Below are 22,424 nucleotides of genomic sequence, written 5' to 3'. Positions count from 1 at the left end.
CTCATAATAAAAGGGCAATAGACATGCTATTACCCCTAAGATTATATCATATGGATTTATTTTTTTCTTGTTAAAAGTGACCCCGCCAGCAAAAAAGTAGGGATGGCAGACATACCGATGACGAGCATCCAGTCTCCCGGGGTGATGGCTACGGTATGGAAAATCGGCTGAAGCGGCGGATAGTAGATCACTACAAGCATCAGCAAAATGGATGACAATACCGCACCGATTAAATACAGGTTTTGAAACGGATTTCTGGAGAAAACAGAAGTCTCGCTTCGACAGTCAAAAACGTGAATAAGCTGAGCCAGCACCAATGTTGCAAATGCGATCGTCTGGGCATAAGCCAAATTTTCCGGATTGCGGTGGTACACAATGATAAACGCTAAAATAGTGGCAGCTCCGATTAAAAATCCTCTGGAGACGACCTTCCACCCTAGCTTGCGGGCAAAAACCCCTTCTTTCGGATGACGGGGCTTGCGCTTCATTACGTCTCCTTCCGGCTGATCCATGCCGAGCGCCATTGCCGGCAATCCGTCCGTCACCAAGTTGACCCACAAAATCTGAATCGGAACGAGCGGCAAAGGAAGGGCGAGGAGCATCGCAAACAGCATGACAAGGATTTCTCCTACATTAGAAGCCAACAGGTATCTAATAAACTTTCTGATATTTTCGTAGATGTTCCTGCCTTCTTTTATCGCTGATTTAATCGTCGCAAAATTATCATCCACGAGCACAAGAGATGACGCTTCTTTAGCCACATCTGTCCCGGTAATGCCCATAGAGACGCCGATATCAGCTTGTTTAATGGCAGGGGCATCATTGACGCCGTCTCCCGTCATCGCCACGATATGCCCGTTCTCCTGATAGGCTTTTACGATTTTCAGTTTATGCTCAGGAGAAACGCGGGCAAATACATACACATCCTCTACTACATTAGAAAGCTCTTCTTGAGAAAGTTCATTCAGCATTTTCCCATCCATAATTTTTCCGCTTTTCGGAAGGAGGCGCAGATCTTTCGCTATCGCTTTAGCGGTCTCCACATGATCACCTGTAATCATGACGGTCTTAATTCCCGCTTCACGGCACTCTTTAATCGCCTGTCTGACTTCCGGTCGCGGCGGGTCAATGATACCTGAAAGGCCGAGCATCGTCAGATCTTTTTCCGCCTGCTCCATTGACGGTGTTTCGCCTGCTTTTATCGGCCTGTAGGCGACCGCTATCGTTCTAAGCGCCTGAGATGCCAAATGTCTTAATACCGCCTCTGTTTCTGCTCTTCTTTCATTTGAAAAAAGAGCGGCTGAGCCGTCATAATAAATACGGGAAGATCGCTGCATCAGTACATCCGGTGCACCTTTTGTAATGATATAGCGCTTTCTGTCCTGATCCTCTACGATGACAGTCATCATTTTCCGTGCAGAATCAAAAGGAAATTCTTCAATCACCCTGTAGTTTGATTCTACAAACTCCTTTGAAAAACCGCCTTTTCTTGCCGCGGTGAGCAGCGCCCCCTCTGTCGGGTCTCCGTCAAGCACATATTCACCGTCTCTTTTCTCAATATTGGAGTTGTTACAGAGCGCTCCGAACAAAAGCATCTGCTGAAGCGGCTTATGTTCATTGATACTGACCTCTTTTTCGTTCAGTGTGAAGCTTCCTTTCGGTTCATACCCGGCCCCTGTCACTCTCCATGTTTTCCCTCCGGACCACACATGTGTCACCGTCATTTTGTTTTGGGTCATTGTCCCTGTTTTATCTGAACAAATGATAGACGCACACCCAAGCGTTTCAACAGCAGGAAGCTTTCTAACAATGGATTTTTGTTTAATCATCCGCTGTACACCAAGCGAGAGCGCCACGGTGACAATCGCCGGCAGCCCCTCTGGAATGGCGGCTACCGCTAATGAGACACCCGCTAAAAACATGCTGTACAGATCATGACCCTGAATAACACCGACAGCAACAACAAGAACGGTCAGAAGCAATGCAACAACAATCAAAATCTTCCCAAGCTGCTCCAATCTTCTTTGCAGCGGGGTTGACAACGTCCCTGCCGATTCAAGCATATCGGCAATTTTCCCCATTGCTGTATTCATCCCTGTCCCGACAACAACCCCGACACCGCTGCCGCGGGTCACAATCGTTCCCATAAATGCCATATTGGTAATATCGCCAAGTGAAACATCCGGTTTTTTCAGTTTATCAGCGTGCTTCACAACCGGGATTGATTCCCCGGTGAGCGCTGATTCTTCTATTTCAAGGCTTCTCGCTTCAACAATTCGAACGTCCGCACCAATCCTGTCCCCGCTCGTAAATTTCACAATATCCCCCGGCACAAGTTCCTTAGAAGGAATCTTTGTCCAGCTTCCTTCCCTGAGTGCCATGACATGCGGTGTTGAAAGCTCTTTTAAAGCTTGAAGAGATTGCTCAGCTCGCCTTTCTTGAAAGAAACCGAGTATGCCATTCACAAACACAATCGCAATAATCGCAACCGCATCTACATATTCACCAAGAAATCCTGAGATTAACGTTGCCGCCAGAAGCACAAGCACCATAAAATCTTTGAACTGCGCGAAAAACAAGAGAAGCGCTGACGTTTTTTTCCCTTCTTGCAGCTCGTTTGGCCCATGCTTGTCAAGGCGTTTTTTCACTTCTTTTTCTGTTAATCCTTGTTTCATGGACGTATTGGTTGCCTCTAGTAAATCTGTTTGTCCCATTTCATGAAACTTCATTCCGCTCGTCCACTCCCCTGCTCTCTTATAGAGATATCACTCTATAAGCATGCTTATTCTGACTCGTCCCATTTCATGCTATAATTATCGAATGCAGGAAGAATGAGAGGGTGTATTGCATATGTCGTTTGATGGCATGTTTACATACGGAATGACACACGAACTTAACGAGAAAATAATGGGCGGACGAATTACAAAAGTCCATCAGCCATATAAGCACGATGTGATTTTCCACATCCGTGCCAAGGGAAAAAACCAAAAACTATTATTATCGGCACATCCGAGCTATTCACGGGTGCATATCACGACACAAGCCTATGAAAATCCAAGTGAACCGCCAATGTTTTGCATGCTGCTGAGAAAGCATATCGAAGGCGGATTCATTGAGAAAATCGAACAAGCGGGCTTAGACCGCATTATGATTTTTCATATCAAAAGCCGAAACGAAATTGGCGATGAAACCGTACGAAAGCTTTATGTAGAAATTATGGGCCGCCACAGCAATATTATTTTGACCGACGCTGCAGAAAATGTGATCATCGATGGACTTAAGCATTTATCGCCGTCAATGAACAGCTACCGTACAGTACTGCCCGGCCAAGATTATAAGCTTCCGCCTGCCCAGGACAAAATATCACCGCTTGAGGCGTCAGAAGATGATATTTTGCGTCACCTCAGTTTTCAAGAAGGACGGCTTGATAAACAAATTGTCGACCACTTTTCAGGGGTGTCTCCGCTTTTCGCCAAAGAAGCGGTTCACAGAGCTGGCCTCGCCAACAAAATCACACTGCCAAAAGCATTACTGGCACAGTTTGCCGAAGTAAAAGAGCACCGTTTCATTCCCAACATTACGACTGTTAACGGAAAGGAATATTTTTATCTGCTGGAGCTGACTCATCTAAAAGGCGAAGCGCGCCGTTTTGATTCATTAAGCGACCTGCTCGACCGTTTTTATTTCGGAAAAGCTGAACGAGACCGGGTCAAACAGCAGGCTCAAGATCTTGAGCGGTTTGTTGTCAACGAACGGAAGAAAAATGCCAACAAAATCAAAAAATTAGAGAAAACACTGGAGTATTCGGAAAATGCGAAGGAATTCCAGCTTTACGGGGAGCTTTTAACTGCTAATTTATATATGCTGAAAAAAGGTGATAAACAGGCTGAGGTCATCAACTATTATGATGAAGAAAGCCCGACGATCACGATTCCTTTAAACCCGAACAAAACACCTTCCGAAAATGCCCAGGCCTACTTCACGAAGTATCAGAAAGCAAAAAATTCGGTCGCGGTTGTAGAGGAGCAAATCAGGCTGGCACAGGAAGAGATCGAATACTTCGATCAGCTGATTCAGCAGCTTTCCTCCGCTTCTCCCCGGGATATCAGTGAAATCAGGGAAGAGCTTGTGGAGGGCAAATATTTACGCCCTAAGCAGCAAAAAGGCCAGAAAAAGCAAAAAACGCACAACCCGGTGTTAGAAACATACGAATCCTCCTCTGGACTGACGATTTTAGTAGGGAAGAACAATCGCCAAAATGAATATTTAACGACAAGAGCGGCAGCCAGAGATGATATTTGGCTTCACACGAAGGACATTCCTGGCTCCCACGTTGTGATCAGAAGCAGCGAACCGGATGAGCAAACAATCACTGAAGCCGCGACAATTGCAGCTTATTTTTCAAAAGCTAAAGATTCAAGCTCCGTGCCTGTAGATTATACAAAAATCAGGCATGTCAAAAAACCGAACGGCGCGAAACCCGGTTTCGTCACCTATGACAGCCAGCATACCGTCTTTGTCACGCCAGATGCTGATACTGTCATCAAGCTGAAAAAAAGTTAAGCCGCATAAAGAAAAGCCAGAGCATTATTATGCTCTGGCTTATTTCTTTCTTCTCACTTGATAAAGCCTATCCACTTCAGCAACAAAATCGCCGTCAACCAGCTTATCCACGTTTTCAGCAAGCTCTTTTGTGTGCTTTGGACTGGCTCCGCTTGTAGAAACGGACACCGTGACATGCCCTCTTTTTACGATTTTCGGCATATATACATTGCCAAGCTCAGCGTCACTGACACAATTGACAAGCTGAAAAGGCGAAGCGGATTGGGCAATTTCTTTGTTCACTGCTGCATCATCCGTCGCGGCAATAATGAAAAAAGCATTGAGATAATCTTCTTTTTCGATCGTCCGTTTTTTCCATTTGATGCGTTGATCTTCTGCCATTTGCTTGATTTCCGGTTCAACATCCGGACTGACAAGCGTTATATCTGCTCCTTCAGAAATCACCATTTTCAGTCTTCTGAGAGCGATGCTGCCGCCCCCCGCAATGACAACCTTCTTCTTTTCCAGGCTAATGTGCAGCGGAAGCATATGAACCTCCATCAAAATCAAATTGTCCCTCAGGATTTGCCGCAGTTTCTTTCACACGGTTTAAAAATGCACTCTTCACATGAGGGTGGAAACCGATATAAGAAGAAAGATAGACATTCGGATTATGAGCTTTTAATGTCTGAACCTCTCGTTCGATTTCATTCATCAGCATACCCGTAAAGAGCAAATACGGAACGATAAAGGTTGTTGTGCCGTCATCTTTTTCAAGTTCTGAAAAAACCTCTTTGTAATTCGGGCCGCATGCTGTCAAAAAGCACGGAATGACTTCCTTGACTGGAACCATTTCCTGAAGAAGATGAGCAATGCCAGTCACGTCTCTTTTGACATCTGGATCTGAACTTCCCCTTCCAATGAGCACCACTCTGGCATTTTCATACGGAACACCAATGTCTTTCATTCGATGATATACGGCCTTGACTACTTCTTCGTCAATCCCGATCGGCTTTCCGTATGAAATATGGACTGACGGAAATCGGGATGCAGCACGCGCAATTTCTTCCGGAATATCATGTTTTGCATGCGCAGCTGTTAAAAGAAGCAGAGGCACCACTGCGATATGAGTGGCGCCTTGCTTCACACATGCTTCAAATCCTGTCTCAATTGTCGGCTCCTGAAGCTCTAAAAAGCTGATTTCTTGTACTGGCACAGAGATGTGTGCCTTACACCCTTCCAAAAAGGCTGCGGCTTCTTGCTGAGCTTTTTTGACCCGGCTGCCGTGGCCGACATATAAAATTGCTTGTTTCATTTTACAACGCCTCGCTTAAATCTTGTTTTTTCAGTTCAGATTCAAACCATTCCAGCTTATAGTGATAATTTACAACATTTCCAATGACAATTAAACTCGGATTTGTAATGTTTTCTTTTATCACTGTTTCTGAAAGGGTGTCAACTGTACAAAAAACAGATTTTTGCTTGTCCGTTGTTCCCCAATGAATAAAGGCTGCCGGCGTAGAACCGTCCCGGCCGTTTTCAAGGAGTTTTCTTTCAATCTGCTGCACGTTTTTGATACCCATATAGATGACAAGTGTATCAATTCCTGTAGCCAGCGCTTTCCACTTTTCCTCAAAATCTTCATCACTTTTATAATGACCCGTTACAAATGCGACGTTAGAGCCCGCATCCCGATGAGTAACAGGAATCCCGGCATAAGCGGCTGCCGCGATTCCTGACGTAATGCCAGGGATGATTTCAAACGGTATGCCATTTTCAGAGAGGCATTCCGCTTCTTCCCCTCCCCTGCCGAACACAAAAGGGTCACCGCCTTTCAGTCTGACAACTATTTTCCCTTTTTGCACATACTTCACAAGAAATCGATTGATGGTTTCCTGCTTCATCGTATGAAAATCTGGAAGCTTCCCGCAGTAGATCAGGTCTGCTTGCTCTTTGGCATATTGTAACATCTCTTTATTTACTAATCTGTCATATAAGATAACATCAGCTTTTTCAATGGCTTTCAGCGCTTTAATCGTCAGCAGATCAGGATCACCGGGACCCGCTCCTACAATATATACTTTTCCCATCGTATTTCCCCCGATCTATTCGAGTTCTTCCAGAACATTCGCTGTGATGTTGTTCTCGCTTGCATTCCGGTATCTGAGAAGAACGCAGCAGATCATATTCAGCTCAATTTTTGCTTGACAAACTCGATCAGCTGATTTTTACACGCTTCACGGTCATGCTGTCCTGAATCAAGAACGAGCTCTGGCGCTTCCGGTTCTTCATAAGGAGAATCAATTCCTGTAAAAAACGGGATCTCTCCGTTTCTTGCTTTTTTATAGAGTCCTTTCGGATCCCTTTGTTCACAAATATCAAGGTCACATTTAATGTATACTTCATTGAATTCGCCAGCTTCCACAAGCTCGCGAACCTGTTGTCTGTCCTCGCGGAAAGGAGAGATAAAAGCAGTAATGACAATGGTTCCCTGCTGAACAAAAAGTTTTGCCACCTCTCCGATTCGGCGGATGTTTTCTTTTCGGTCTTCATCAGAAAAACCAAGATCCTTATTTAAGCCGTGACGGATATTATCCCCGTCCAGCACAATGACTTGGTAGCCTTGCTCAAACAATTCTCTCGCAGCGGCGTTGGCAATGGTTGATTTGCCTGAGCCGCTTAACCCTGTCAGCCAGAGAATGGAGCTTTTATGCTTGTTTTTTTGCTGGTACTCTTCTTTTGTGATAGAGGCTTCATGCCATACAATATCGCGATTTGTCACTGCCAATCCTCCTTAAGATACGCCTACTTCTTCTTTTTTCTTCATCCCTTTGATTAACACTTCTACGACTTCTTTTCGGCTGAATTCAGCAGGAGGCAGCACGCCGTCTCTCAGCATACCTCTTACCTTAGTGCCTGATAAAATGACGTGATGCTCTCTGCCATGAGGGCATGTTTTCGCTGTCCCCATATTTCCGCATTTTTTACAGAAGAAGCTGTGCTCGAATTTCAGCGGTGTAATCCCGAGTTCTTCAGGTTTGAATGTGTCAAACAGCTCCTGTGCTTCGTATGTTCCGTAATAGTCACCTACACCTGCATGATCACGGCCAACGATGAAATGTGTGCATCCGTAGTTCTTTCTGACAAGCGCGTGGAAAATTGCTTCTCTCGGGCCTGCATAACGCATCGCCGCCAAGAAGACACCAAGGAACACGCGATCTTTCGGGTAATAATGATCAAGAAGAACTTGGTAGCTTTCCATCCGTACATCAGCTGGGATGTCATCGGATTTTGTTTCACCTACTAACGGATTCAAGAACAAGCCGTCTACTGTTTCAAGAGCCGTTTTTTGAATGTATTCATGCGCTCTGTGAACAGGGTTTCTTGTTTGGAAGCCGACAATCGTTTCCCAGCCTTTTTCAGCAAACTGGCGTCTTGTTTCTGCCGGTTCAAAAGTAAACTCAGGGAACTGTTTTGAAGCTTTTTTAATCAACGTGATCGGTCCACCGACATATGTATTGCCGCGGCTGAACAGTTTTTTAACACCCGGATGCTCCTGCTCATCCGTTTTGTACACATTGATAGCTTCTTTTTGTTTGTCAGGCACATACAGGTCTTCGATTTGGATAACGCCGTATGCGTCTCCTTCATACGTTAACTTTACCGTTTCGCCAACAGACAGTTCCGCTGCTTTTTGCGCATCGACCGGAAGTGTGATTGGAAGAGACCAGACAACGCCGGAAGAAAGACGCATGTTTTCGACAACAGATTCGTAATCTTTTTCATTAAAGAAACCTTCAATCGGGCTGTATGCGCCGATACCGATCAATTCCAAATCCGCGAAAGAAATTAAATCAAGTTCAATTTCTTTTTGAATGCTGCTCACATCATATGATTCATCTACTCTATTTACTAATGTTCCTCCATGTGGTGCTAAGCTCATAACATCCATCTCCTCCTAGTTAACTTATAAAATTACTCAGATTAATGTTCAGATTCCCCCGCCTTGTTCGTGGACTGAGCGTCTCTCTTTACGAATGGCCTTTGTCAGGCTGACGGCACCGCCCGCCGCTAAAAGCACACTTACCATGATAAAGATCGAATAATAATCCGCTTTTAAAAACAAGGATACAAGCAGATAAGAAATCGATAAAGATAAAAACGGCGATACGATCCATACCTTCAGCATCGTTTGAACAACTTGTTTATGGAACACGTTCGGACCGTTTTTTGCCATGCCTATGCCGATAATAGACGATGACGTGACTTGCGCCAAGGGCACCGGCATCCCAAATACAGAACTGATTATTACCAGTCCCGCTCCTGTGCCAGATAAGAGAATGCCTTCTCCTTTTGAAAATCTCGTAATTTTCTTCCCGTTTGTTTCTAATACACGCCGGCCTAATAACAGTGCGCCGAGCGCAACAAAAGCTCCTCCGTACAAGGTCCCTTTTACGACATCAAGCACACCGGCAGCCACTAACGGGCCAACGGCATTCGCCACATTATTCATGCCGGCAGAGAATGCTTCGAAAAATCCGGCAACTAACAAAACAATGCCGAGGATTTTTTGCTGTTTAGAAGATTTCACTTCAATCTTAAAATAACGAAAAAGCTTAGATACGAAATAGGTGAAGCCAAAAGCGAACAGCGGGACAAAAACCCAAAATGTCACAATGATCAGAAGATTATTCACAAACAATACTTTATAAGCCACTCCCACGCCGACAACCGCGCCGACCGTCACTTCACTTGTCGATAAAGGAATGCCGAGCAGATTAGCCGTAAAGAGCGACAGCGCAGCAGCTCCAATAATGATGCAAACAATCGTCAGTGTAATCGTCTGTTCTGGGATAATGCCAGAGCTGATTGTTTTTACGACCTCGCCTCCGCCAATGACCGCCCCGGCCAAGACACCGACTGCGCATAGGATCAAAGCGTAGGTTTTCTTTTTGATGGCTCCAGAGCCGTAAGCAACTCCCATCGAAGCTGCAGCGCCGCTTGCACCAATATTCATCGCGAAAAACAAGCTAAATAAAATAGCGGCTAGTTCCATTTTGCAGCTCCTTATTCATGCAGTCCGCATTCTGTTTTCGCCATACCATTCCATCTGCCTGAACGCAGATCTTCTGCGGTAAAAGCGGGAGCAGTGCAAGGCGCACAGCCAATACTTGGGTATCCTTGGTCATGAAGCGGATTGTAGTCCAGTTCATTCCGTGATGTGTATCTCCAAATGTCTTTCCAAGTCCAATGGATAAGCGGGCAAACTTTTACTGACTTGAATTTTTCATCTTTGTTTAAGAAATTCGTATTGGCACGGCTTGGCCCTTGATCACGGCGCAGACCGGAAAGCCAGGCTGGATGTCCTGAAAGCGCCTCTCTTAAAGGAACGACCTTTCTAAGGTAGCAGCACTGATTCGGCTCTCTTTCCCACAGCTTGTCACCATATTCCTCGGCTTGTTCCTCAAGGGTGAGGTCTGGTTTTTTCAGGATGATATTAAGACCTGGATAACGCTCTTTCACTCGTTCAATTGTTTCATAGGTCTCTTTAAAATGAAGTCCTGTATCAAGAAACACAATCTCTGCGTCTTTTTTCACTTTATAAATTAAGTCAATCAAAACGATTCCCTCAATTCCGAAACTGCAGGCATAAACAAGCTGGTTGCCGTAATGGCCGTATGCCCACTTTAAAACTGACAGCGCTCCTTTATAAGGATCGTCTTCCGGAAATGTAATCGTTGGTTCTTCCCAATTATCATACGTTAACATTTCTTCTTTCCTCCTTTCGGAGACAAACAAACAGTAGCTTCCTGCCGGTTGTCTTTTCCCAATTGTAATGTGATTCTTGGCTGGTGATTTCAAACAGCCTTTTTGCCTCTTAAAATAAAAAACTTTCAATCCGGCGGAAAGAAAGACAGGAACAGCATGTAGCCCTTATCTTTCAAAATGGAATTCATTTTGCTGGAAGTAGCACCTTACAAACTATGCAGGTTGCCGGGCTTCATAGGTCCAGTCCCTCAGCCGCTCTTGATAAGTTTTTCAGATTTGTAGTAAATTTTAGCACAATTCTAACATAAGTCAACCCGACTTTTTTTATAGGATTAATAAAAAAACAGGCCTCATGGCCTGTTTTTAAGTACAGCAAGGCTTTGAAGCCTCTTTACATTGTTGGAATTTATTTTTTATTTTTTAAACCAATCTTTTGACTCGGGATTTCGTTTCCATGTTTTCAGCTTTTTTAGATCATCTGAATGAATATTTCCGTTCTCAAGTGCGACCTCTGTGAGCGTATCGTAATCAGTTAATGAGTAGTATGGCAGTTCTGCCTTTGCGAAGGCTTCTTCTGCTTTGGGAAGTCCGTACGTAAAGATTGAGACGACACCAAGCACCTCACAGCCGGCCGCTTGTAAGGCTGCACAAGCTTCAAGCACGCTGCCTCCTGTGGAGATTAAGTCTTCAATAACGACCGTTTTTTGCCCTTTCTGCACAGCTCCCTCAATCTGATTGCCTTTTCCGTGCGCTTTCGGCTTGCTCCTCACATAACACATCGGAAGATTCAAACGGTCAGCCGCCAGAGCAGCATGAGGAATACCCGCAGTTGCTGTTCCTGCTATCATTTCAGCTTCGGGAAAATGCTCTTTGACAAGCTTGCTGATGCCTGAGGCGACATCATTTCTGACCTCTGGGAAAGATAGCGTAAGGCGGTTGTCACAGTAGATTGGTGATAAAATGCCGCTTGCCCATGTGAACGGCTCGTTCGGACGTAAAAATACAGCTTGGATGTCTAATAGATGTTTTGCGATGATTTGTTTCAAGATTTGATTCCCTCCCATTCAAGTCTGACAGCCTTATAGGCTTTTACCGGATCTTCCGCTTTTGTAATCGAGCGTCCTACTACAATCGCTGATGAACCTTTTTCTCTTGCAATGGCAGGTGTCGCCACGCGGACTTGGTCATTCGCAACATCCTCTGACATTCTGATCCCTGGAGTGACAGTCAGAAATGAAGGCGACACTGCTTGGTAAATGGCTTTTGCTTCATGAACAGAGCAGACCACTCCATCCAGTCCGCTTTCTTCCGCCTGTTTGCTGTAGTGCACAACCGTATCGATCAGAGGCTTTTCGATCAGCAGTTCATCCTTCATGATTTGTTCAGATGTGCTTGTCAGCTGGGTTACCGCAATAAGTGACGGGCGTTTTTTCCCCGCCGGCGTACCTTCTTCTAAGCCTTCAAGAGCTGCTTGCATCATTTTTTTGCCCCCGGCCGCATGAACATTGACGAGGTCTACGCCGAGACTGGCAAGGCGCTTCATCGCCTTGTTTACAGTGGTCGGAATGTCATGAAGCTTTAGATCCAAAAACAGCTCGCAGTTTCTTTCTTTTAGCTGTTTCACGATAGATGGCCCTTCTTGGTAAAAAAGCTCCATTCCAACCTTTACAAATAACGGTTCTTGCTGAAAAGGCGTTAAGAACGCAAGTGTTTCTTCAGCTGATGCAAAATCAAGCGCGATGATGGGCAGGTTGTTTTTCATGATTCCAGCTCCTTCCGATGCATTCTTCAATTGATTGATAGCCGTATTGGCGCAAAACAGATGGGAGCTGTTCAATAATCTCTGGACATGCAAAAGGATTCACAAAATTTGCTGTTCCGACAGCGACCGCGCTTGCTCCAGCGAGAAGAAATTCCAGGGCATCTTCGGCCGTCTGCACGCCTCCCATTCCGATAATCGGGATGTTGACCGCCTGGCTGACTTCATACACCATGCGAATGGCAACCGGCTTCACAGCAGGGCCGGAAAGTCCCCCTGTTTTATTCGCTAATATCGGTTTGCCGGTTTTTAAATCGAGTCTCATGCCGATTAGTGTGTTGATCATCGTAAGGCCGTCCGCTCCCGCTTCCTCGATCGCTAATGCAATCTCTGTGATATTAGCCACGTTCGGGGAAAGCTTCACATAAACGGGTACATTTGAAACCTCTTTCACCGCTTTTGTCAAATCGGCAGCCATTTCAGGGTTCGTTCCAAAAGCGATTCCGCCTGTTTTCACATTTGGGCAGGAAATATTCAATTCAAGTGCATGTACATTAGGCGCTTTGCTGATATGCTCTGCGACCTCAACATAATCCTCGACTTGAGAACCTGCGACATTGGCAATGATCGGCGTATCAAACTGCTCAAGCCATGGCAGTTCATGATGCAAAACGCTATCCAGCCCCGGATTTTGGAGACCGATCGCATTAAGCATTCCAGCACCAGTCTCAGCTACCCGCGGCGTCGGATTCCCGAAGCGAGGCTCCTTTGTCGTAGCCTTAATCATGATGGCTCCTAGACAAGACAAATCATAAAAACGTGAAAATTCTTTTCCAAAACCGAAGCAGCCTGATGCAGGAATGATTGGATTTTTCAAATCAAGTCCCGGCAATTTCACCTTGAGCATTACAGCGCCACCTCCTGAGCTTTAAATACAGGCCCGTCGAGACATACTTTTACATAGGATGTCTCACTTTCGTTTGTATGGCACACACACGCGAAGCATGCGCCGATTCCGCAGCCCATTCGTTCCTCCATGGACAAATATACTTCTTTATGGGCATATTCCTGTTTTAGCGCCTTGAGCATCGGTGTCGGCCCGCAGCTGAGAAGGATATCAAACTCTAGATGTTTCCGTTTAATCACATCTGTGACAAATCCGGTTTCCCCGTAGCTTCCGTCAGCTGTTGCCACAAACGTGTCTCCATACTGCCGGCATTCTTTCTCGTAAAAAACATCCTTTGCCGATTGGAATCCTAAAACGTGGATGACATTTACCCCTTTTTCATTCAAGCGTTTCGACAGCTCTTGGAGAGGCGGCACACCTACACCGCCTCCTACCAGCAAAGCCGTCTTTCCGGGTTGGACTTCATTGACAGGAAAGCCATTTCCCAAAGGCCCGAGGACATCCACAAGCTCTCCCTGCTGTTTCAGAGACAATAGTCTTGTGCCTTCCCCATCTACTCGATAAATGATGGTGACTTCACTTTTTTCAAAATTGACGTCGGCGATGCTGATTGGCCTCCTCAAAAGAGGTGTAACCGCTTCGCTCACTTTAAGATGAAGGAACTGTCCCGGGGTTGTAAACCCTTGGACAAGCTCCCCTTTCAGAACCATTTGATACACCCGGTCTGCAATTTGCTGGTTAGAACATACTGTCAAATACGCTTTTTTCATATAGTGACTGCCGCCTCCTGATTTGTGTTGACTGCCGGCATTTGATCAGCGCGGAATGTCATGCTTTCCAGCACTCGCAATATCGCCTCTGCCGTATCTAACGATGTTAAGCAGGCAACACCATTTTCTACTGATTCACGTCTGATTCTAAATCCGTCTCTTGCCGGCTGCTTTCCTTTTGTCAGCGTATTGATGACAAACTGTGCTTCACCGTTTCTGATGACATCAAGCAGGTTCGGACCATCCTGGCCGATTTTTCCGACGACCTTCGCTGGAATAGAAGCTTCTTTCAGGTAGCCTGCCGTTCCTTCCGTCGCTAAAATGTTGTAGCCAATCGCGTGGAACCTCTTAGCAATGGCAAGCCCTTCTTCTTTGTCCTTATCAGCTACTGTTAAAAGCACGGAACCGTAGTTCGGGATTTGAATACCTGAAGCAATCAAGGCTTTATAGAGCGCCTTTTCAAGGGTCGAATCTTTCCCCATGACTTCACCTGTTGATTTCATTTCAGGCCCTAACGTAATGTCCACTCTTCTCAGCTTGGCGAAGGAGAAGACCGGCGCTTTTACAAATACACCTTGCTGCTCAGGCTGAAGGCCCTCTGTATAGCCAAACGCAGCCAGCTTTTGACCGAGAATGATTTTTGTTGCGAGATTCGCCATTGGGATACCCGTAATTTTGCTTAAGAACGGTACGGTTCTGCTTGATCTCGGGTTCACTTCGAGCACGTACACCTCGCCTTGTGATAAGACGAATTGAATATTGAGCAAACCGACAATGTTCAGCCCTTTAGCAAGTGCGATCGTGTATTGTTCAATTTTTTTCTTAATGTCCTCAGTGAGCGATTGAGGCGGATAAACAGCGATCGAGTCTCCGGAGTGAACGCCCGCACGTTCAATGTGCTCCATAATTCCCGGAATGACGACTGTTTCACCGTCAGATACTGCATCAACTTCAATTTCTTTCCCAGTCAAATATCTGTCAATTAATACAGGGTGCTGCGGATTGATTTTGACTGCGTTTTTCATGTAATGAAGCAGCTCTTCTTCATGATACACAATCTCCATCGCCCGGCCGCCAAGTACATAGGAAGGGCGCACCAATACCGGGTAACCGATATCGCTCGCGATGCTTACTGCCTGATCAACTGATGTCGCTGTTTTGCCAAGCGGCTGCGGAACACCAAGTTCTCCAAGCGCTTGTTCAAATTTATCCCGGTCTTCCGCACGGTCTAAATCTTCTAATGAAGTTCCAAGGATTTTCACTCCGCGTGCAGAAAGCTCATCAGCAAGGTTAATCGCAGTTTGTCCGCCAAATTGTACGACAACGCCCATCGGCTGTTCGAGGTCAATGATGTGCATAACATCTTCAATCGTAAGCGGTTCAAAATACAGCTTGTCTGAGATGCTGAAGTCTGTTGAAACGGTTTCCGGGTTGTTATTGACAATAATGGCTTCATAGCCTGCTTGTTTAATTGCCCATACAGAGTGAACAGTCGCATAGTCGAACTCGACACCCTGACCGATTCGAATCGGACCCGAACCAAGCACCATCACACTTTTCTTATCTGTAACGACAGATTCATTTTCTTCTTCATATGTGCTATAGAAGTAAGGTGTTTCCGACTCAAATTCCGCCGCGCACGTATCTACCATCTTGAATACCGGCGCAATCCCCGCTTGTTTTCTCAAGTTGTATAGATCGGATTCTTTCATTTTCCACTCGCGGCTGATGTACTGATCAGAGAAGCCGAGTTCTTTTGCCCGTCTCAGCACATCTGTATCGCCCACATTCGCCTTCAATTCTTTTTCAAACTGTACGATTCCGAACAGCTTATGCAAGAAGAAGACATCGATAGCGGAAAATTCATGAAGGTCTTCTACCGTGTAACCTCTTCTGTACGCTTCAGCTAGGTAGAATAAGCGTTCATCACCGGCCTTTTTAATTCGCTTTTCAAGAAGTTCATCTGAAATGTCAGCGGCGTCCTTCAATTCAAGATGATACACATCAGCTTCCAGTGAACGCACAGCCTTCAGCAATGATTCTTCAAGTGTGCGGCCGATCGCCATGACTTCACCAGTTGCTTTCATTTGCGTGCCGAGCTTTCTGTTTGCTGATTCAAATTTATCAAACGGCCAGCGCGGAATTTTGGATACGACATAGTCAAGAGCAGGTTCAAATGCTGCATATGTTTTTCCTGTTACCGGGTTCATCATTTCATCTAATGAAAGGCCGACTGCAATTTTAGCAGCGAGCTTTGCTATCGGGTATCCCGTTGCTTTTGATGCAAGGGCAGATGAACGGCTGACACGCGGATTTACTTCAATGATGTAATATTGGAAGCTGTCTGGATCTAAGGCGAGCTGGACGTTACATCCGCCTTCGATTCCAAGCGCGCGAATCAGTTTTAACGATACATTCCGCAGGAGCTGATATTCGCGATCGCTGAGCGTTTGGCTCGGCGCGACAACAATACTGTCTCCAGTATGGATTCCAACCGGATCAATGTTTTCCATGTTACAAACAACAATGGCGTGATCCTGGCTGTCTCTCATGACTTCATACTCGATTTCTTTATAGCCGGCAATGCTCTTTTCAAGCAGACATTGGTGTACCGGGCTTAATTTCAAGCCGTTCTCAACAATTTCTTTTAGCTCTGTTTCATTCGAGCAGATGCCTCCGCCTGTTCCGCCTAATGTATATGCCGGACGGACAATGACAGGGAATCCAATTTGGCTGACGAATTTTTCCGCTTCTTCGAGGGAATGGATAATCTCACTTTCAGGCACCGGTTCATTCAGTTCATTCATTAATGTTCTGAACAAGTCACGGTCTTCAGCTTGCTGAATCGCAGACAGTTTCGTGCCAAGCACTTCGACGCCGCATTCTGCCAAAACGCCTCTTTCAGAAAGCTCAACCGCAAGATTCAAACCTGTTTGGCCTCCGAGCGTAGGAAGAATGGCATCTGGACGCTCTTTTCTGATAATTCGTGTCAGGAATTCAGGTGTGAGCGGTTCGATGTAAACCCGATCAGCCATTTCTGTATCTGTCATGATCGTGGCAGGGTTTGAGTTGACAAGGATGACTTCATAGCCTTCTTCTTTCAAAGCAAGACAGGCTTGCGTTCCCGCATAATCAAATTCTGCTGCTTGGCCGATGATGATCGGCCCAGATCCGATTACTAAAATTTTGTTAATGTCTACGCGTTTTGGCATACCGCTTCCCCTTCTTTCTCTGTTGTTTCGATCATTTCGATGAATCTGTCAAATAGATGGTTAGCATCCTCAGGACCAGGTGAGGCTTCGGGATGATATTGAACCGTAAATGCCGGCAATGTTTTATGCTTCAGCCCTTCAATCGTATCGTCGTTGATTGCGATATGCGTCACTTCAAGTTCTGTTTCACTGATAGATGAAACTGTATAACCATGGTTTTGAGATGTTAAGGCAACTTTCCCTGTAGCCAGCTCTTTTACCGGGTGGTTTGAACCTCTGTGGCCGAATTTCATTTTTTCAGTATTCGCCCCGCACGCCAGCGCGAATAATTGGTGGCCGAGACATATTCCGAATAAAGGCACTTTTCCAAGAACACCTTTAATCATTTCAATCGCTTCAGGCACATCCTTCGGGTCTCCAGGTCCGTTAGAAAGCATGATGCCGTCCGGTTTCAGCTGAAGCACTTCTTCTGCTGTAATGTTGTAAGGCACAACGATGACGTCACATTTCCGTTTGTTCAGCTCCCTTAGAATCCCGTGCTTCATGCCGAAGTCAACCAAGACAATGCGTTTGCCTCTTCCCGGGCTCGGATATGCTGTTTTGGCTGATACTTGTGATACTTGATTTCTTGGCAATTCCGTTTCGTTCAGTCTTTTCAGCACAGCTTCGATGTCTTCATCAGATGAAGCGAATGTTCCTTTTAGCGCGCCTGCCGTGCGGATCATTCTTGTCAGCTTCCTTGTATCAATCCCCTGGAGTCCGGGAATGTTTTTCATTTTTAAATACTCGTCTAATGTGTATGCTGAACGCCAGTTGGAAGGCAGTTCACATAATTCCTTGATGATCAGCCCTTTGACAAAAGGGGTAATGGATTCAAAATCATCACGGTTAATGCCATAATTTCCGATAAGCGGGTATGTCAATGTTACGATCTGCCCGCAGTAAGAAGGGTCAGATAAAATTTCCTGATAGCCTGTCATCCCAGTATTAAAAACGACTTCTCCCATGTTGTGTTCTAAGCTCCCGAAGGCTTCTCCTTCGAATACCGCTCCGTTTTCCAGTACTAATCGTCTCTTCATTTGACAAGTCTCCCTTCTTCATAAGCAAGCTTCCCTGCCGCAATTGTAGCGACCGGCCAGCCGGTGCAGCTGATGCCATTGAATGGTGTATTTTTTCCTTTTGATAAAAATGTCTCTTTGTCTATAACTGCTTCTTTTTCTAAATCAATTAATGTCATGTCAGCAACTTGCCCCGTTTGTAATGTTCCATATGGGAGACCGAACGCTTCGCATGGCTTGATTGTCATGTAGTCAATGAGCTGCTTCAATGACCAGCTGCCATTTTTGACAAAGTGTGTGTAAAGAAGCGGGAATGCTGTTTCTAAGCCGACAATTCCGAATGGCGCCAGCTTCATTTCCGTGTTTTTCTCTTCTTCCGTATGCGGTGCATGGTCTGTTGCGATAAAATCAATTGTTCCGTCTAAAAGACCTTCAATTAAAGCAGCCCTGTCTTCTGCGCTGCGGAGCGGAGGATTCATTTTATAGTTTGTGTCCAGCCCCGGGATGTCCTCATCACAAAGCAGCAAATGATGCGGCGACACTTCTGCTGTCACTCTAATGCCCGCTTTTTTCGCATCGCGTACAACCCTGACAGATTCTTTCGTGCTGATATGGCATACATGATAATGACAGTTTGCCGCCTCAGCCAGCAGCACATCGCGGGCAATATGAACCGATTCACAGACAGAAGGTATGCCGTTTAGCCCGTTCGCTTTAGAGAATGTCCCCTCATGTACGCTTCCTCCGTAAATTAAAGAGTTGTCCTCGCAATGTGCAACAATCGCTTTGTCAATTGCGGCTGCCCGTTTCATCGCTTCATACATCATGCCTGCTGTCTGTATCCCAACGCCGTCATCTGTAAAGGCAAATGCCCCGGCTTCTTTTAACGCTTCAAAGTTTGTCATTTCATCGCCGATTTGCCTGATCGTAATGGATGCATATGGAAGAACTCTGACACATGATGTTTCTTTAATTCTGTTTTGCACCCATTCCATCTGCTCCTTTGTATCGGGAACCGGCCGCGTATTCGGCATTGCTGCTACTGTTGTATAGCCGCCGCGCGCCGCTGCTTTCGCCCCGGTTTCAATTGTTTCTTTCTTCTCTCCGCCCGGCTCTCTGAAATGGACGTGGAGATCAACAAACCCAGGTGAAACGAGCAAACCTTTCGCATCAATTACAGTTTCATTATCCGTTGCATCAAGCTTGCCGATTGCAGTAATGGTTTCTCCAGTCACTCGGATATCCGCTTCTGTTTTTTCACCATTTTCGTTAAGTATCCAGCCGTTTTTAATGAGATATGACATAAGATGCTTCTCCTCTTTTCATATTGGTTTGTAAGGCACGCTGTATCACTGCCATTCTGATAAATACGCCATTTTGCATTTGCTTGAAGATTCTTGATTTTTCGCTTTCTACTAAGCTGTCATCAATCTCCACTCCTCTGTTTACCGGAGCAGGATGCATGATGATCGCATGCTGCTTCATACGCTCAGCCCGTTCTACGGTCAAGCCGTATTTGTTTAAATAGCCTTCCTGGCTGACAGCGGACTGATGCCGTTCATTTTGAATGCGCAGCAGCATGACGACATCGGAAGACTCAACTGCTTCATCCATTGAGACATACGTGCCGAATGTATTTTCTTCATCCTGCCATTCCGCAGGACCGGAAAACAGGACCCGGGCACCCAATCTTGTCAACACTTCCGCATTTGACCTTGCCACTCTGCTATGCTTGATGTCACCGTGAATGGAGACGGTAAGCCCTTTGAACGTACTGAACTCTTCATAAATCGTCATTAAATCAAGCAGTGATTGTGTCGGATGCTGGCCGCATCCGTCTCCCGCATTCAGAATCGGAATGCTCACCTGGCTGACAAGCTCTTGATAATACTCATCTTCACTGTGCCTGATGACGCACACGTCCACACCGATTGATTCGAGCGTCCGAATCGTATCATATAAGGTTTCGCCTTTTTGTACGCTTGTGCTTGTTCCATCAAGGTTCAGCACATTCATGCCAAGCTTTTTTTCTGCGACCTCGAAGCTGAACCGCGTTCTCGTGCTCGGTTCGAAAAACAGGTTTGCTGCAAACTTTCCTGTAAGCTGATTGTCTGTTTTTCCGTTTTTGAGGTCTTGTGCTGTTTGAAGCAAATCTTTGATTTCCTCAGTGCTGAGTTCACTCATCGTCGTTATATGCTTCATGTTCTTTCCCCTCTCATTTCAACTTAAGGCTGAAAAAAACCCCGGGTCTAGGATAGACTCGGGGTATGGTTAAATAGAGGGCAGCATTGAAGCTTCCTTCTCTTCATAACCCTTCCAAGCCTCTCTGGACTTTCATTAAAAGGTTTTAAATATGATGTTGTTCAGATGTGTCAGCCTGCTCTTCCTTCGCTTCCGGAAGAATCAGGTTTAAGATGACACCGACAATTGCGGCAAGCGCCATCCCTGACACTTGGAATCCGCCTTGTGATACTTGGATAAATGCGCCTCCTACACCGATCACAAGGATCACCGATGTGATAATGAGGTTTCGGTTATTTTCATAATCAATTTTGTTGTCAATCAGCATTCTCAGACCGCTTGAAGCAATGATTCCGAACAGCAGGAAGGAGACGCCTCCCATGACCGCTGACGGCACTGAACTGATCAGCGCTGAAATTTTGCCGATAAAGCCGAAGCAAAGGGCAATCACTGCCGCGCCTCCGATGACAAAGACGCTGAATACCCTTGTGATGGCCAGCACGCCAATGTTTTCTCCGTAAGTCGTCGTCGGCGGGCCGCCGATCAGGGAAGCAAGAATTGTCGCCACGCTGTCACCCATAATGGAGCGATGCAGTCCCGGTTTTTTAATGAAATCTTGTCCAACAACCTTACTCAGCACCATTTGGTGGCCGATATGCTCCGACATTGTCACAAACGCGACCGGTACCATTGCGGCCGCGATGCCGAGTGTTACTGACGGCGAATAGTCTTTGAACGGGATGATAAATTCAGGCACTGCGAACCATTTCGCGTCAAGCACCGGCTGGAAGTTGACAATCCCTTGAGTAAGGGCGAACAGGTATCCGCCGATGATTCCGATCAAAACCGGAATCAGGCTTAAGAATCCTCGCAAGAAAATCGCGCAAATAATCGTGATAGCCAGCGTAACGCCTGCAACACTGAAGTGCTTTAAGCTGTAGACCAATTCACTCGCATTCGGATCAGCATACATCGCCATGTTTACCGCAGTGCTTGCAAGTCCCAGCCCGATGACGATAATAACAGGTCCTACGACTACAGGCGGGAGAATCTTCATCAGCCATCCTGTGCCAAGCTGCCTGATCAATAAGGCAATCAGCCCGTATACCAGCCCTGCAAGAAATGCCCCGACCATTGCCGCTCCCGGCCCGCCGGTCGCTTTTACCAGTATGATCGGAGAAATAAAGGCGAAGGATGAACCGAGATACGCCGGAATTTGCCCTTTCGTAATAAGAAGGTACGCCAGTGTTCCGATGCCGCTTGTCACCAACGCCACAGCAGGACTCATTCCGACGAGCTTCGGAACCAAAATGGTTGAGCCGAACATGGCAAACAGATGCTGAAGGCTGAATGAAACCCAAGAGAAAGGTGTCGGGACATCCCTGACCCCTAAATTTACTTTTTTCTTACTCATGATGATTTCCCCCTGATTGTTGACTTTCATTTTAGGATGACTCAATGGCTGTATAAAAAAACCTCTTTGCTATTTTTACGCAAAGAGGCATACAAAGACCTGCCGAATGCTTTTCGGTTCTTTGTTGTGCACCTCTTTGCAACCTCTCTGGATTGCCCTTAAAAAGGTGATCTATTATTCATTTTCATAAATGGCGACGAGATCGTTTTGATCTACCTCATCAAGCTGAACCATAACCTTTTCAGCCTTTGATGTCGGGATGTTTTTCCCAATATAATCCGCTCGTATCGGCAGCTCCCGGTGTCCCCTGTCAACAAGCACAGCCAACTGAATGGAGGAAGGTCTGCCTACATCAACAAGCGCATCCATACCTGCTCTGACTGTTCTTCCGGTATACAGGACATCATCAACAAGAATGACTTTTTGATCTGTGATATCTACCGGAATGTCTGCACCTTTAACAAGCGGTTCTTCATTGCTCGTTTTTTTAGAAAGATCGTCTCTGTAAAGGGTAATATCAATTTCACCAACTGTAACAGGATTTCCTTCAATCTGTTCAATTCGTTCCGCAAGGCGTTTTGCCAGGTAAATCCCTCTTGTCTTAATGCCGACAAGAATGCAGTTATTCATTCCTTTATTGCGTTCGATCATTTCGTGCGCAATCCTGGTCAAGGCCCGTCTGATTGCCTGTTCGTCGAGAATGACAGCTTTTTGATTCAATGTGTGACACCTCACAGTTTATATAGAAGAAA

19 protein-coding genes and 1 riboswitch are annotated in these 22,424 nt (G+C 45.8%); of the genes, 1 reads left to right on the top strand and 18 read right to left on the bottom strand.

Annotated elements, in window-relative coordinates:
• Window positions 1-56: 56 nt before the first annotated feature.
• Entirely contained in the window at window positions 57-2,729 is a 2,673-nt protein-coding gene (locus CDO84_RS07465) for a calcium-translocating P-type ATPase, SERCA-type (protein WP_040083196.1), read from the bottom strand.
• Window positions 2,730-2,850: 121 nt separating this feature from the next.
• On the opposite strand from CDO84_RS07465, the gene rqcH reads away from it, so the two are divergent.
• Window positions 2,851-4,563 carry a tRNA modification protein RqcH gene (rqcH, locus tag CDO84_RS07460; protein WP_040083197.1) on the top strand — a complete coding sequence of 571 codons (1,713 nt, stop codon included), beginning with the start codon at window positions 2,851-2,853 and terminating at the stop codon, window positions 4,561-4,563.
• Window positions 4,564-4,602: 39 nt separating this feature from the next.
• Here the strand turns inward: rqcH and sirC are convergent, their stop codons facing one another.
• The 17 genes from sirC to pyrR all read right to left on the bottom strand — a co-directional run bounded on the left by sirC (window position 4,603) and on the right by pyrR (window position 22,392).
• The gene (gene sirC / locus CDO84_RS07455) at window positions 4,603-5,091 is read right to left on the bottom strand and encodes a precorrin-2 dehydrogenase (protein WP_040083198.1); all 489 of its coding nucleotides are present in this window, start codon (window positions 5,089-5,091) and stop codon (window positions 4,603-4,605) included.
• Window positions 5,072-5,857, bottom strand: a complete 786-nt coding sequence (sirB, locus tag CDO84_RS07450) for a sirohydrochlorin chelatase (protein ID WP_040083199.1) — start codon at window positions 5,855-5,857, stop codon at window positions 5,072-5,074. The genes sirC and sirB overlap by 20 nt, the downstream gene beginning before the upstream one ends.
• Before the next feature lies 1 nt (window position 5,858).
• On the bottom strand, window positions 5,859-6,632 hold the full coding sequence (cobA, locus tag CDO84_RS07445) for a uroporphyrinogen-III C-methyltransferase (RefSeq protein WP_040083200.1): 774 nt from the start codon (window positions 6,630-6,632) through the stop codon (window positions 5,859-5,861).
• A gap of 98 nt (window positions 6,633-6,730) precedes the next feature.
• Window positions 6,731-7,324: an adenylyl-sulfate kinase gene (cysC, locus tag CDO84_RS07440; RefSeq protein ID WP_015252120.1), complete on the bottom strand. Its 594-nt coding sequence runs from the start codon at window positions 7,322-7,324 to the stop codon at window positions 6,731-6,733.
• Window positions 7,325-7,336: 12 nt separating this feature from the next.
• A complete protein-coding gene (gene sat / locus CDO84_RS07435) occupies window positions 7,337-8,485 on the bottom strand; it encodes a sulfate adenylyltransferase (protein WP_014663919.1) in 1,149 nt (382 codons plus the stop codon).
• 48 nt (window positions 8,486-8,533) lie between these two features.
• On the bottom strand, window positions 8,534-9,598 hold the full coding sequence (gene cysP, locus CDO84_RS07430) for a sulfate permease (protein ID WP_040083201.1): 1,065 nt from the start codon (window positions 9,596-9,598) through the stop codon (window positions 8,534-8,536).
• 11 nt (window positions 9,599-9,609) lie between these two features.
• Window positions 9,610-10,311, bottom strand: coding sequence for a phosphoadenylyl-sulfate reductase (locus CDO84_RS07425; RefSeq protein ID WP_003238646.1), 702 nt, complete (start codon window positions 10,309-10,311; stop codon window positions 9,610-9,612).
• Between the two features lie 162 nt (window positions 10,312-10,473).
• Window positions 10,474-10,579, bottom strand: a riboswitch (SAM riboswitch).
• A gap of 145 nt (window positions 10,580-10,724) precedes the next feature.
• Window positions 10,725-11,357: an orotate phosphoribosyltransferase gene (pyrE, locus tag CDO84_RS07420; protein WP_040083202.1), complete on the bottom strand. Its 633-nt coding sequence runs from the start codon at window positions 11,355-11,357 to the stop codon at window positions 10,725-10,727.
• Window positions 11,354-12,073: an orotidine-5'-phosphate decarboxylase gene (gene pyrF, locus CDO84_RS07415; RefSeq protein WP_040083203.1), complete on the bottom strand. Its 720-nt coding sequence runs from the start codon at window positions 12,071-12,073 to the stop codon at window positions 11,354-11,356. Before pyrF ends, pyrE begins: the two co-directional genes overlap by 4 nt.
• The gene (locus CDO84_RS07410; RefSeq protein ID WP_040083204.1) at window positions 12,042-12,977 is read right to left on the bottom strand and encodes a dihydroorotate dehydrogenase; all 936 of its coding nucleotides are present in this window, start codon (window positions 12,975-12,977) and stop codon (window positions 12,042-12,044) included. The genes pyrF and CDO84_RS07410 overlap by 32 nt, the downstream gene beginning before the upstream one ends.
• The gene (gene pyrK, locus CDO84_RS07405) at window positions 12,977-13,747 is read right to left on the bottom strand and encodes a dihydroorotate oxidase B electron transfer subunit (protein ID WP_040083205.1); all 771 of its coding nucleotides are present in this window, start codon (window positions 13,745-13,747) and stop codon (window positions 12,977-12,979) included. Before pyrK ends, CDO84_RS07410 begins: the two co-directional genes overlap by 1 nt.
• Window positions 13,744-16,959, bottom strand: coding sequence for a carbamoyl-phosphate synthase (glutamine-hydrolyzing) large subunit (gene carB, locus CDO84_RS07400; protein WP_040083206.1), 3,216 nt, complete (start codon window positions 16,957-16,959; stop codon window positions 13,744-13,746). The genes pyrK and carB overlap by 4 nt, the downstream gene beginning before the upstream one ends.
• Window positions 16,944-18,038: a carbamoyl phosphate synthase small subunit gene (locus CDO84_RS07395; RefSeq protein ID WP_014663911.1), complete on the bottom strand. Its 1,095-nt coding sequence runs from the start codon at window positions 18,036-18,038 to the stop codon at window positions 16,944-16,946. The genes carB and CDO84_RS07395 overlap by 16 nt, the downstream gene beginning before the upstream one ends.
• The gene (locus CDO84_RS07390) at window positions 18,035-19,321 is read right to left on the bottom strand and encodes a dihydroorotase (protein ID WP_040083207.1); all 1,287 of its coding nucleotides are present in this window, start codon (window positions 19,319-19,321) and stop codon (window positions 18,035-18,037) included. The genes CDO84_RS07395 and CDO84_RS07390 overlap by 4 nt, the downstream gene beginning before the upstream one ends.
• Window positions 19,305-20,219, bottom strand: coding sequence for an aspartate carbamoyltransferase catalytic subunit (locus CDO84_RS07385; RefSeq protein ID WP_040083208.1), 915 nt, complete (start codon window positions 20,217-20,219; stop codon window positions 19,305-19,307). Before CDO84_RS07385 ends, CDO84_RS07390 begins: the two co-directional genes overlap by 17 nt.
• Window positions 20,220-20,364: 145 nt before the next feature.
• Window positions 20,365-21,672 carry a uracil permease PyrP gene (gene pyrP, locus CDO84_RS07380; RefSeq protein ID WP_040083209.1) on the bottom strand — a complete coding sequence of 436 codons (1,308 nt, stop codon included), beginning with the start codon at window positions 21,670-21,672 and terminating at the stop codon, window positions 20,365-20,367.
• A 174-nt stretch (window positions 21,673-21,846) separates the two neighbouring features.
• Window positions 21,847-22,392 carry a bifunctional pyrimidine operon transcriptional regulator/uracil phosphoribosyltransferase gene (pyrR, locus tag CDO84_RS07375; protein ID WP_003221477.1) on the bottom strand — a complete coding sequence of 182 codons (546 nt, stop codon included), beginning with the start codon at window positions 22,390-22,392 and terminating at the stop codon, window positions 21,847-21,849.
• Window positions 22,393-22,424: the final 32 nt, after the last annotated feature.

Source organism: Bacillus sp. MD-5, assembly GCF_002201875.1.
GTDB lineage: Bacteria > Bacillota > Bacilli > Bacillales > Bacillaceae > Bacillus > Bacillus stercoris.
The sequence above is the reverse complement of the archived record's forward strand: the minus strand, read 5'-3'. Positions and strand labels throughout refer to the sequence as shown.